Annotated in this window: 10 protein-coding genes; 3 read left to right on the forward strand and 7 right to left on the reverse strand. The window is 62.6% G+C overall.

Going from position 1 to position 12,139, the window contains the following annotated elements; all coding sequences use genetic code 11:
• Positions 1 to 65 precede the first annotated feature (65 nt).
• Both uraD and puuE read right to left on the reverse strand, forming a co-directional pair.
• Complete coding sequence (gene uraD, locus HWV67_RS13415; RefSeq protein ID WP_175651569.1) at positions 66 to 581, reverse strand: 2-oxo-4-hydroxy-4-carboxy-5-ureidoimidazoline decarboxylase; 516 nt, start codon at positions 579 to 581, stop codon at positions 66 to 68.
• Entirely contained in the window at positions 578 to 1,507 is a 930-nt protein-coding gene (puuE, locus tag HWV67_RS13420) for an allantoinase PuuE (RefSeq protein ID WP_175651570.1), read from the reverse strand. Before puuE ends, uraD begins: the two co-directional genes overlap by 4 nt.
• A gap of 389 nt (positions 1,508 to 1,896) precedes the next feature.
• On the opposite strand from puuE, the gene uraH reads away from it, so the two are divergent.
• On the forward strand, positions 1,897 to 2,250 hold the full coding sequence (gene uraH, locus HWV67_RS13425; RefSeq protein WP_095157031.1) for a hydroxyisourate hydrolase: 354 nt from the start codon (positions 1,897 to 1,899) through the stop codon (positions 2,248 to 2,250).
• 172 nt (positions 2,251 to 2,422) lie between these two features.
• Here uraH and HWV67_RS13430 read toward each other — a convergent pair whose 3' ends face one another.
• Entirely contained in the window at positions 2,423 to 3,658 is a 1,236-nt protein-coding gene (locus tag HWV67_RS13430; protein WP_225422462.1) for an NCS2 family permease, read from the reverse strand.
• Between the two features lie 468 nt (positions 3,659 to 4,126).
• Between HWV67_RS13430 and HWV67_RS13435 the strand changes: the two genes are divergently transcribed.
• Positions 4,127 to 4,897 carry a GntR family transcriptional regulator gene (locus tag HWV67_RS13435; RefSeq protein ID WP_175651571.1) on the forward strand — a complete coding sequence of 257 codons (771 nt, stop codon included), beginning with the start codon at positions 4,127 to 4,129 and terminating at the stop codon, positions 4,895 to 4,897.
• Between the two features lie 201 nt (positions 4,898 to 5,098).
• Positions 5,099 to 5,818, forward strand: a complete 720-nt coding sequence (gene aqpZ / locus HWV67_RS13440; RefSeq protein ID WP_175651572.1) for an aquaporin Z — start codon at positions 5,099 to 5,101, stop codon at positions 5,816 to 5,818.
• Here the strand turns inward: aqpZ and guaD are convergent.
• The 4 genes from guaD to xdhA all read right to left on the reverse strand — a co-directional run bounded on the left by guaD (position 5,815) and on the right by xdhA (position 11,956).
• Entirely contained in the window at positions 5,815 to 7,119 is a 1,305-nt protein-coding gene (gene guaD / locus HWV67_RS13445) for a guanine deaminase (RefSeq protein WP_095157034.1), read from the reverse strand. The genes aqpZ and guaD overlap by 4 nt on opposite strands.
• A gap of 10 nt (positions 7,120 to 7,129) precedes the next feature.
• Positions 7,130 to 7,975, reverse strand: a complete 846-nt coding sequence (gene xdhC / locus HWV67_RS13450; RefSeq protein WP_175651573.1) for a xanthine dehydrogenase accessory protein XdhC — start codon at positions 7,973 to 7,975, stop codon at positions 7,130 to 7,132.
• 137 nt (positions 7,976 to 8,112) lie between these two features.
• Complete coding sequence (xdhB, locus tag HWV67_RS13455; protein ID WP_175651574.1) at positions 8,113 to 10,509, reverse strand: xanthine dehydrogenase molybdopterin binding subunit; 2,397 nt, start codon at positions 10,507 to 10,509, stop codon at positions 8,113 to 8,115.
• On the reverse strand, positions 10,502 to 11,956 hold the full coding sequence (gene xdhA / locus HWV67_RS13460; protein ID WP_175651575.1) for a xanthine dehydrogenase small subunit: 1,455 nt from the start codon (positions 11,954 to 11,956) through the stop codon (positions 10,502 to 10,504). The genes xdhB and xdhA overlap by 8 nt, the downstream gene beginning before the upstream one ends.
• Positions 11,957 to 12,139 lie beyond the last annotated feature (183 nt).

Here is a 12,139-nt window from a genome sequence, read left to right on the forward strand (position 1 = left end):
TAGGTCTCTTGATTCTGTGTGTTGTTATCAGGCTGTAGCCGCCGGCCGGGCCGGCGCGCAAGGTCTTACAGTTGCAGCAGGCGGAACAGGGCAATCAGGTTGATCTGCGCCAGGGCTTCCTTGAACTCGGTCTCGGCATCGTTATGGATGCGGGTTTCGAAGGCTGCGAGGATCTGGTGCCGGTTGCTGCCCTTCACCGCCATGATGAACGGGAAGCCGAACTTGTCTTTGTAGGCATCGTTGAGCGTGGTGAAGCGCGTGAACTCTTCGGCGGTGCACTGGTGGATACCGGCGCCGGCCTGTTCGTTGGTGCTCGACTCGGTCAGTTCACCCTTGATCGCGGCCTTGCCGGCGAGGTCCGGGTGAGCGTTGATCAGCGCGAGTTGGGCGGCGTGGTCGGCGCTCAGCAGGATGTCGCTCATGCGCTGGTGCAGGTTTTCGATCTGATCCACTTCTTCGAGCTGGCCCAGGTCAAAGGCTTTCTCGGCGACCCATGGCGAGTGTTCGTAGATGTCGGCGAAAGCCTCGACGAACGCGGCGCGGTCCAGGGACGAAGGGGTCAGGGTCTTGAAAGCGGTCATTGGGCGTTCTCTGCGGTGTAAGGGTGGTTGGTGTGCCAGTGGCGCGCGATGTCCTCGCGGCGGGCAAACCAGACCTGGTCATGGCTTTTTGCGTAGTCGATGAAGCGCTTGAGCGAAGCCAGGCGTGCCGGACGACCGATCAGGCGGCAGTGCAGGCCGATGGAAAGCATCTTCGGCGCTTCGGCACCTTCTTCGTACAGCACGTCGAAGGCGTCCTTGAGGTACTGGAAGAACTGCTCGCCGCAGTTGAAGCCCTGGACCTGGGTGAAGCGCATGTCGTTGGTGTCCAGGGTGTAGGGGATCACCAGATGCGGCTTGTCGGTCGGGTTGTTGCGCTCCCAGTAGGGCAGGTCGTCGTCGTAGGTGTCGCTGTCGTAGAGGAAGCCGCCTTCCTCCATCACCAGGCGACGGGTGTTCGGGCCGGTACGGCCGGTGTACCAGCCCACCGGGCGTTTGCCGGTCAGGTCGGTGAGGATACGGATGGCTTCGAGCATGTGCTCGCGCTCCTGGGCCTCGTCCATGTTCTGGTAGTCGATCCAGCGGTAGCCGTGGCTGCAGATCTCATGGCCGGCTTCGACCATGGCGCGGATCACGTCGGGGTGGCGCTGCGCGGCCATGGCCACGGCGAAAACGGTCAGCGGTACGCCGCTGTCCTTGAACAATTTCAGCAGGCGCCATACGCCGGCGCGGCTACCGTATTCGTAGAGCGATTCCATGCTCATGTTGCGCGCGCCTTGCAGCGGCTGGGCGGAGACCATCTCGGAGAGGAAGGCTTCGGATTCCTTGTCGCCGTGAAGGATGTTGCGTTCACCGCCTTCTTCATAATTGAGCACGAAAGACAACGCGATACGGGCATTCCCCGGCCAGCGTGGATGGGGTGGGGTATTGCCGTAACCGATCAGGTCGCGAGGATAATCAGCGCTCACTGCAGTCTTCCTTCTTGTACGTAAACACGGGAGGGTGGCGGTCGCAGGTTGCGTTGGGCCACGTCGATGGGTGTGATTGTATACAACTTTGTTGACGATTTGTAAGCCTGTTTTTTCGCATTTCTTCCAGTGTTCTTATAGAGAAAGGTCTGCAAGAAACTTGCCTGATTGGTCAGCAAATGACGCTGGCGTCTGCCAACACCCTGGCTTTGCGACTGATGGCGTATTTACAGAAGGCTGATTGGCTGAAGCCCAATCTGGTCGGAAAAATTGTGTACAATTTTTCAGGAAAGTGTCTTAATAGTCCACCTTCCGCACACCGCCGTGGTCTACCTTGGTGCCGTGCGGGTATTTTTTGCCCACAGATTGAACAATGAGGCGAGCAAGCAATGGGACGTTTGACCACGCATGTACTGGATGCCGCACATGGCTGTCCTGGTAGCTCGATCAAGGTCGAGCTCTATCGTGTCGAAGGCCAGCAACTGGAGCTGGTGAACACTGCCCTGACCAACAGCGATGGCCGCGTCGACGCGCCGCTGCTGCAGGGTGATGACTACCGCAGCGGTGTTTACCAGTTGCAGTTCAGCGCAGGTGACTACTACCGCGCCCGTGGTGTGCAACTGCCGCAGCCGGCCTTCCTTGATGTGGTTGTGCTGCGTTTCGGCATCAATGCCGAGCAGGAGCACTACCACGTTCCGCTGCTGATCTCGCCTTACAGTTACTCGACCTATCGCGGAAGCTAGTTGGTCGCTAGAAGAATCTTCGTAGGTCCTTGCCCGCTCACACTGGCGGGCTTTTTTTCGTCTGCTGTTTTTGTGCCGGGCTGCCCAGCTTGTCTGATCGCTTGCCGCTTACAACGTGCACCCACAAAAAAGCCCCACCCGAAGGTGAGGCTCCTGTCCCGCCATCTATCTCTTAAAGGAAGATGAACTTGGCAATGAAGATCGCGCACAGCACCCACAGGCTGGCCGAGACTTCCTTATGCCGGCCAGTACATGCCTTGAGCACCACATAAGTAATGAAACCCAGGGCAATGCCGTCCGCGACCGAGAAGGTCAGCGGCATCATGATCACCGTGACGATCGCGGGAATAGTGTCGGTCGCTTCGTCCCATTCGATATGGGCCATGCTGCCCATCATCAACATGGCGACGTAGATCAGCGCACCCGCCGTGGCATACGCGGGGATCATGCCGGCCAACGGGGCGAAGAACATCGCCGCGACGAACAGCAAGCCCACCACCACCGCCGTCAGGCCGGTGCGACCACCGGCGGCGACACCTGCGGCACTCTCCACATAGCTGGTCACCGGCGGCACGCCGACCACCGCGCCGAACACGCTTGACGCACTGTCTGCCTTGAGCGCACGGGACAGGTTTTCGATGCGGCCGTCAGCATTCACCAGGTTGGCGCGCTGGGCGACGCCCATCAGGGTGCCGGCGGTGTCGAACATGTGCACGAAGAGGAACGCCAGAACCACGGCGATCATGCTGACGTTGAACACCCCGGCGACATCCATCGCCATCCAGGTTGGCGCCAGGCTCGGTGGCAGCGAGAACACGCCGCCGTACTCCACCAGGCCCAGGCCCCAGCCGGCGAGAGTGACGGTGATGATGCTGATGAGGATGGCGCCGAACACCCGGTGGTAGCTGAGCACGGCAATCATCAGGAAGCAGATGGCTGCCAGCAGCGGGCCGGGTTCGTTCAGGTGACCGAGCTTGATCAGGGTGGCCGGGCTGTCGACGACGATACCCGCAGTCTTGAGGCCGATCAGTCCGAGAAACAATCCGACGCCGGCGCCCATTGCATGACGAAGGCTGACCGGGATGCTGTTCAGCAGCCATTCGCGCACGCGGGAAAGGGTCAGGAACATGAACAGCACCCCGGAGACAAATACTGCCCCCAGCGCCGCCTCCCAGGTGTAACCCATGGTCCCGACCACGGTGTAGGTGAAGAAGGCGTTCAGGCCCATGCCGGGTGCCAGCCCGACCGGCCAGTTGGCGTAGAGCCCCATCAGCAGGCAGCCCAGGGCGGCGGCTATGCAGGTGGCGACGAAGGCGGCACCATGGTCGATTCCGGCGTCGGCCATGATGTTGGGGTTGACGAAGATGATGTAGGCCATGGTGATGAAGGTCGTCAGGCCGGCGATCATTTCAGTCTTTACGGTAGTGCCGTGTAGCTTGAGTTTGAAAATCCGCTCCAGCCAGCTCGTTTCGAGCGGTGGGGCAAGATCCAGCGTAGGTGCGTCGGATTTGCGGCTTTCCACAGCGTGTACTCCTCAAGTCTTTCTTGTTTTTCAGAGCTGGTCCTGCACGATCACTCGGGGCTCTGCGAGGGAAGGGTTGGCAAGGCGACCGACTCGAATGTTGACCTTTGAGTCAGGAAGTTGCCCGGTGGATTATGCGTTTGTATACAAAGAATGCAAATACTGTTTTATTAGGTGTGCGCACATTAGAGGTGGCGGGCGCTATAACGGAGATCGCCGCCTGCAGAAATGCAGTTTGCTGTGTACAATGCGGCAATACCTTTAGCCGTTAATTTTTACCCAGGACTTGCCATCGCCCCACTGGCTGGTATTACAGTCGAGGTCCGATAGGCGAATCTTCGTGCGCGAGTGCCCATGAACGAACAGCTACAACCCCTCAAGAAAGCCCCGCGGGCCGGCAAGACCGGTGGCCGCAGCGGTACCCAGGATGACATCGTCTACGCGCATATCTTCGAGGCCATTCTCGAACAGCGATTGGCGCCGGGTACCAAGTTGAGTGAGGAAGCCCTGGGCGAGATCTTCGGCGTCAGCCGCACCATCATCCGCCGCGCCCTGTCGCGTCTGGCCCATGAAAGTGTGGTGTTGTTGCGCCCCAACCGCGGCGCCGTGGTTGCCAGCCCAACCGTGGAAGAAGCGCGTCAGGTATTCTTTTCCCGGCGCATGGTGGAGCGGGCGATCACCGAACTTGCCGTACAGCACGCCACCGTCGAGCAACTGAACGAACTGCGCGTGATGGTCCGTGAAGAGCGCGACAGCTTCTCCCGCGGTGACCGTGGCGCCGGCATCCGTCTCTCCGGCGAATTCCACCTCAAGCTGGCCGAAGCCGCCGCCAATGCGCCGCTGGTGAGTTTCCAGCGCAGCCTGGTATCGCAAACCTCGCTGATCATTGCCCAGTACGAAAGCGGCAACCGCTCGCACTGCTCCTATGACGAGCACATGCAGTTGATCGATGCCATCGAGGCCCGCGACGCGACGCTCGCAGTGAACCTGATGATGCATCACATGGATCACATCGACAGCAAGCTCAACCTCGACGAGGAAAGCGCCTCGGACGACCTGCACGCGGTGTTCTCGCACCTGCTGCAAAGCAAGAAGCGCGGTGGTTCGACCCAGGCCAAGAGCTGATCCCCGACCTTCGGCAACACCCACGCGGGACCCGCTTCACCAGCCGATATCACAGCTGGTGAGGCCGGTCCCGCGTTGCGTTGTGCGGCCCTCTGGCGCCGTTTCCAGCCTCTGCTAGATTGTTTTCTGATCCACACCGCAAACCTTCATCAAGCAGTTGGGCTTGCGCTTTCCGGCGTACCACTTCTTGAGGACTGACAAATGTCTATGCCCCTGGGTAAACGCATGGCGGCTGAACTGATAGGGACGTTCTGGCTGGTGTTGGGCGGTTGCGGCAGCGCGGTGCTGGCCGCGTCTTTTCCGACCGGGACCAACCTGGTCGGTATTGGCCTGGTAGGCGTGTCCATTGCCTTTGGCCTGACGGTACTGACCATGGCGTTCGCCATCGGTCATATTTCCGGTTGTCATCTCAATCCCGCGGTTTCCGTCGGGCTGGTGGCGGGCGGGCGTTTCCCGGCGCGGGAACTGCTGCCCTACATCGTCGCCCAGGTAGCCGGCGCGATCATCGCCGCAGGGCTGATCTATGTGATCGCCAGCGGCAAGGCCGGTTTCGAGTTGTCTTCGGGACTGGCGTCCAATGGCTACGGCGAGCACTCGCCCCAGGGCTATTCGATGGCGGCCGGCTTTGCCAGCGAAGTGGTGATGACCGCGATGTTCATCCTGATCATCATGGGCGCCACCGATCCGCGGGCGCCGGCGGGGTTCGCGCCGATCGCCATCGGCCTGGCGCTGACCCTGATCCACCTGATCTCGATCCCGGTCACCAACACATCGGTCAACCCCGCGCGCAGCACCGGTCCGGCGCTGCTGGTGGGCGGTTGGGCGTTGCAGCAATTGTGGCTGTTCTGGGTGGCGCCGCTGATCGGGGCGGTGATCGGCGGCGTGTTGTATCGCGGCGTGCTGTCAGCGCCTAAACCCTAGCGCTGGTGCACGCAGTTGCCAGCCGCGAAGGTCTGGCGAATGGTGCGGTCGTCGCCCAGAGTGGTCAGCACGAACAGGGTTTCCTCGATGCTGTTGGACTGCTGCAGGCGGTAGTCCAGCAGCGGCGTGGCCTTGTAGTCGAGGACCACGAAGTCGGCGTCGTTACCGGCCCGCAGGCTGCCGATCCGGTCATCCAGGCTCAGTGCGCGAGCGCCGCCGAGGGTGGCCAGGTACAGCGACTTGAACGGATGCAGGCGAGTGCCCTGTAGCTGCATGACCTTGTAGGCCTCGTTCAGCGTATTGAGCAGCGAGAAGCTGGTGCCGGCACCGACGTCGGTGCCCAGGCCGACCTTGACCTTGAACTGCTCGGCCTGTGACAGGTTGAACAGGCCGCTGCCGAGGAACAGGTTGGAGGTCGGGCAGAAGGCGACCGCCGAGCCGGTTTCGGCCAGGCGCTGGCATTCGGCGTCGCACAGGTGCACGCCGTGGGCGAACACCGAGCGCTGACCCAGCAGCTTGAAGTGGTCGTACACATCCAGGTAGCCGCTGCGCTCCGGGAACAGCGATTTCACCCAGTCGATTTCCTTGAGGTTCTCGCTCAGGTGGGTGTGCATGTACAGGTCCGGGTACTCGCCCAGCAGTTGCCCGGCCAGTTGCAGTTGCTCCGGGGTGCTGGTCGGGGCGAAGCGTGGGGTCACCGCATAGTGCAGGCGGCCCTTGCCGTGCCAGCGCTCGATCAGCGCCTTGCTTTCGGCGTAGCCGGATTCGGCGGTGTCGGTCAGGTAGTCCGGGGCGTTGCGGTCCATCATCACCTTGCCGGCGATCATCCGCAGGTCCAGGCGCTCGGCTTCCTCGAAGAAGGCGTTGACCGACTCCGGGTGAACGCTGCCGAACACCAGCGCAGTGGTGGTGCCGTTGCGCAGCAGCTCTTCGACGAAAATCTTCGCCACCTTGTCGGCATGTGCCTTGTCGGCGAACTGGCGTTCGCACGGGAAGGTGTAGGTGTTCAGCCAGTCCAGCAGTTGCTCGCCGTAGGAGCCGATCATGCCGGTCTGTGGGAAGTGGATATGGGTGTCGATGAAGCCGGGGGTGATCAGGCTGTCCTGGTAATGCACCACTTCGATGTCGGCGGGCAGCGTCGGCAGCAGGTCGCTGGCGTGGCCGAGGCGGCTGATCTTGCCGTTGTCGACCACCAGCAGACCGTCTTCGAAATACTCGAACGAGGCCTCGATGCCGACTTCGGCCGGGTCGGCGACGCTGTGCAGGATGGCGGATCGGTAGGCTTTGCGGGTTGCGCTCATAACACTCTCGTCAAATGGCGTGGCTGCGCCGTGAGGGCGGCGGCAGTTGGGCGATGGGTTCAGCGTTCGCGGCCGGGTTGTGCAGGCCGAAACTGGCGTTGTAGGTGGCGATGATTTCGGCGGCGATGGACACGGCGATCTCGATCGGCAGCTTGCCCTTGACCTCGGCCAGCCCCATCGGGCAACGCATCCGTTGCATGCGCTCGGCTTCGAAGCCGCGGTCGCGCAGGCGGTGCTCGAACTTGGCGCGTTTGGTCTTCGAACCGATCAGGCCGAACCAGGTGAAGTCATTGCGCTTGAGGATGGCGGCGGTGAGTTCCAGGTCGAGCTGATGGTTGTGGGTCATGACGATGCAGTAGCTGCCTGGGGGCAGCTCGTCGACCTCATCCACCGGCTCCTCGCTGACGACTTTCCAGACGCCGGCGGGAATGTTCTCGGGGAATTCCTGCTCGCGCGAGTCGATCCAGCGCACCCGGCAGGGCAGCGCGGCGAGCAAGGGTACCAGAGCGCGGCCGACGTGGCCCGCGCCGAACACGGCGATCTGCGCCTGCACCGCGCCCATGGGCTCGAACAGCAGCACTGTGACACCGCCGCAGCACTGGCCGAGGCTGGCGCCGAGGCTGAAGCGCTCGAGGTGCGGCGATTCACGGCCTTCGGCGAGCATCTCGCGGGCGATGTGCATGGCCTTGAATTCCAGGTGCCCGCCGCCGATGGTGTCGAACAGACGGCTGGCGCTGACCACCATCTTCGAGCCGGCATTGCGCGGGGTCGAGCCGCGCTCCTCGATGATGGTCACCAGGACGCAGGGCTCGCCCTGTTCCTGCAATTCGGCGAGGGCGTTGATCCATTGGTGCATGATTGGGTCCTCGGTTGAATGTCCTGCGACCGCTTCGCGGTCGTTCGCGAGCAAGCTCGCTCCCGCAGTGGAATGCATGCATCAGCGTTATCTGTGGGAGCGAGCTTGCTCGCGAAGGCCTGCAAAGCAGGCCCCTCTTACTCAGTTACAGCCTCAACCTCAACCGAGGCTGCCCGTGCCGCCACCACCTTGCGCATCTGCTCACACCCCCACAGCACCCGCTCCGGGGTCGACGGCGCGTCGATCTGCGGATGCTCGCGGTAGTCGGCGATGCTCGCCACGGCGTCCTTGATCGCGCACCAGGCGGCGATGCCGAGCATGAACGGCGGCTCGCCTACGGCCTTGGAGTGGAACACTGTGTCTTCCGGGTTCTTGCGGTTTTCCACCAGCTTCACCCGCATATCCAGTGGCATGTCCGCCACCGCCGGGATCTTGTAGCTCGCCGGGCCGTTGGTCATCAGCTTGCCCTTGGCGTTCCACACCAGTTCTTCGGTGGTCAGCCAGCCCATGCCCTGAACGAAGCCGCCTTCCACCTGGCCGATGTCGATGGCCGGGTTCAGCGAGTCGCCAACGTCGTGGAGGATGTCGGCGCGGAGCATCTTGTACTCGCCGGTCAGGGTGTCGACGATCACCTCGACGCAGGCGGCGCCGAAGGCGAAGTAGTAGAACGGCCGGCCACGCGCCTGGTTACGGTCATAGAAAATCTTCGGCGTCTTGTAGAACCCGGTGCTCGACAGCGATACCTGGGCGAAGTACGCCTGTTGCACCAGTGTCTCGAAGCTGACGATCTCGTCGCGGATGCGCACGTGACCGTTGCGGAATTCCACGTCTTCCTCGGTAACCTTCCACTGCCGCGCGGCAAACTCGACCAGGCGTTTCTTGAGGATCTCGGCAGCGTTCTGCGCGGCCTTGCCGTTCAGGTCGGCGCCGCTGGAGGCCGCGGTCGGCGAGGTGTTCGGCACCTTGTCGGTGTTGGTGGCGGTGATCTGGATACGGTCGAAATCGACCTGGAACACTTCGGCCACCACCTGGGCGACCTTGGTGTTCAGGCCCTGGCCCATCTCGGTGCCACCGTGGTTCAGGTGGATGCTGCCGTCGGTGTAGATGTGGATCAGCGCACCGGCCTGGTTGAGGAAGGTCGCGGTGAACGAGATGCCGAATTTGACCGGGGTCAGCGCCAGGCCTTTCTTCAATACCGGGCTGTGGGCGTTGAAGCGGCGGATCGACTCGCGGCGCTCGGCATAGTCGCTGCTCGCTTCGAGGTCGGCGGTCATTTCCTCGATCAGGTTGTGTTCGACGGTCTGGTAGTAATGGGTGACGTTGCGCTCGGTCTTGCCGTAGTAGTTGGCCTTGCGCACGTCCAGCGGATCGCGGCCCAGATGGCGGGCGATATGGTCCATCACTTCTTCGATGGCGACCATGCCTTGCGGGCCGCCGAAGCCACGGTAGGCGGTGTTGGATGCGGTGTTGGTCTTGCAGCGGTGGCCGTGCACCGTGGCATCGCCCAGGTAGTAGGCGTTGTCGGAGTGGAACATGGCGCGGTCGACGATCGAGCCCGAAAGGTCCGGCGAATAGCCGCAGTTGCCGGCCAGGTCGAAGTTGATGCCGTGCAGGCGACCGTTGTCGTCAAAACCAACGTCGTACTCGACGTAAAACGGGTGACGCTTGCCGGTCATCATCATGTCTTCGACGCGCGGCAGGCGCATCTTGGTGGGCTGGCCGGTCAGGCGTGCAACCACCGCGCACAGGCAGGCGGGGCTGGCCGCCTGGGTTTCCTTGCCGCCGAAGCCGCCGCCCATGCGGCGCATGTCGAGGACAATCTTGTTCATCGGCACGTCGAGCACTTCGGCGACCAGTTTCTGCACTTCGGTGGGGTTCTGGGTCGAGCAGAACACGATCATGCCGCCGTCTTCGGTGGGCATCACCGAGGAAATCTGGGTCTCCAGGTAGAAGTGTTCCTGGCCTCCGATGTGCAAGGTGCCTTGCAGACGGTGCGGGGCGCTGGCCAGGGCGGTAACGGAGTCGCCGCGCTGGTGGGTGTGGCTGTCCAGCACGAAGTGTTTCTTGCGGTACGCCTCGACCACGTCGAGCACCGGCTCCAGGTCTTCGTACTCGATGATCGCCGCCATCGCCGCGCGACGCGCAGTGTCGAGGTCGCGGGCGGCCACGGCGAGCACCGGCTGGCCGAAGAACTCCACCTTGTCGATGGCCAGCAGCGGGTCGCCGGCCACGACCGGGCCGATGTCCTTCAGGCCCGGAATGTCTTCGTGGGTGATGACGATGCGCACGCCTTCGAAGGCGTAGCACGGCGTGGTGTCCACCCTGAGGATGCGCGCGTGGGCGCGGTCGGCGGTGCGGGCGTAGACGTGCAGCTGGTTGGGGAATTCCAGGCGGTCATCGATGTACACGGCCTCGCCGGACACCTGCTTGTCGGCGCTGTCGTGCTTGACGCTGCGACCGACACCGGTGGTCAGGTCCTGGGCGAACAGCTCGGCCATTTCCGCCTGGCTCTTGGGCGCGTGGTGGTTAGACATAATCGGTCACCCGGGTCTCGATGTGCGGTGTTTGCAGTTCGATGAAGTACTTGCGCAGCAGGTTCTGCGCGCCCAGCAGGCGGTATTCCTTGCTGGCGCGGAAGTCCGAGAGCGGCGTGAAGTCTTCGCTCAGGGCCTGGCAGGCTTTCTCCAGGGTGGCCTGGTTGAACGGCTTGTCGGTCAGCGCCGCTTCACAGGCGCGGGCGCGTTTCGGGATCGCCGCCATGCCGCCGAAGGCGACCCGGGCATGCTCGATCACACCGTTGTCGATGCGCAGATTGAAGGCGGCGCACACCGCGGAAATATCGTCGTCCAGCCGCTTCGACACCTTGTACGCGCGGAAGACCCAGTTGGCCTTGGCTTTCGGCACGATGATGCGCTCGATGAACTCGCTCTCCTGCCGCGCGGTGATGCGGTAGTCGATGAAGTAGTCTTCCAGCTTGAGAGTGCGGGTGCTGTCGCCCTTGCGCAGGACGATCTGCGCATCGAGGGCGATCAGCAGCGGCGGCGAGTCGCCGATCGGCGAGGCGTTGCCGATGTTGCCGCCAAGGGTGCCCTGGTTGCGGATCTGCAGGGAGGCGAAGCGGTGTAGCAGTTCGCCGAAGTCCGGGTATTCAGTGTGCAGGGCTTCGTAGCAGTCGGTGAGCGGGGTGGCTGCGCCGATCTCGATGCGGTCGTCGAAATGCTCGACGCGCTTGAGTTCGGCGACGTTGCCGACGTAGATCATCACCGGCAGCGTCCGGTGGAACTGGGTCACTTCCAGCGCCAGGTCGGTGCCGCCGGCCAGCAGCCGGGCTTCCGGGTGCGAGCCATAGAGATCGGCCAGGTCAGCCACGGTCAGCGGCACCAGGCAGCGCTTGTCGCCGCTGTTGAGTTCTCCGGTCTCCGTCGGCGTGATGGCCTTGAGGCGGGCGATGGTCTGCGCCTGGGCGGCGTCGAACTGGTCGGGCGGGGCCTGGCAGCAGGCCTGCTCGGCGGCGGCGAGAATCGGCCGGTAGCCGGTGCAGCGGCACAGGTTGCCGGCGAGGGCTTCGTGGGCTTTGTGCAGGTCGGGTTGGTCGCTGTTCTTTTGCAGGGCGAACAGCGACATGACAAAGCCCGGCGTGCAGAAACCGCACTGCGAGCCGTGGCAGTCAGACAGCGCCTGTTGCACGCTGTGCAGCTTGCCTTGGTGCTTGAGGCCTTCGACGCTGATCAACTGTTTGCCGTGCAACGACGAGACGAACGTCAGGCAGGAGTTCAGGCTGCGGTATTGCAGGCTGTCCTGGCCGTTTTCGTCAGTAATGCGTTCGGCGACCACCACGGAGCACGCGCCGCAGTCACCACTGGCGCAGCCCTCCTTGGTGCCGGTTTTACCCAGGTGGTCGCGCAGATAGTCGAGCACCGTCAGGTTGGGGTCCAGGGCATGCTCACTGCGCAACTCCTGGTTCAAGAGAAACTGGATCACGGAAGGGCCTCACAAGCGAATTATTGTTGTTGAGCGGACTGAGGCGAAATGTATTCAGCCTTGACTTTCCGGTCAATGATTTTCTGACCTGTAGGTCAAGAAAATCCATTCGGCCGCGCTCCCAATGCGCTAATCCCTGTGTTTCAGTTAAGCAGGCTTTCTGTAGCTGAATTCCTAAATAGA

The sequence above is a fragment of the Pseudomonas sp. Marseille-P9899 genome, from assembly GCF_903166565.1.
In the GTDB taxonomy this organism is placed as follows: domain Bacteria; phylum Pseudomonadota; class Gammaproteobacteria; order Pseudomonadales; family Pseudomonadaceae; genus Aquipseudomonas; species Aquipseudomonas huaxiensis.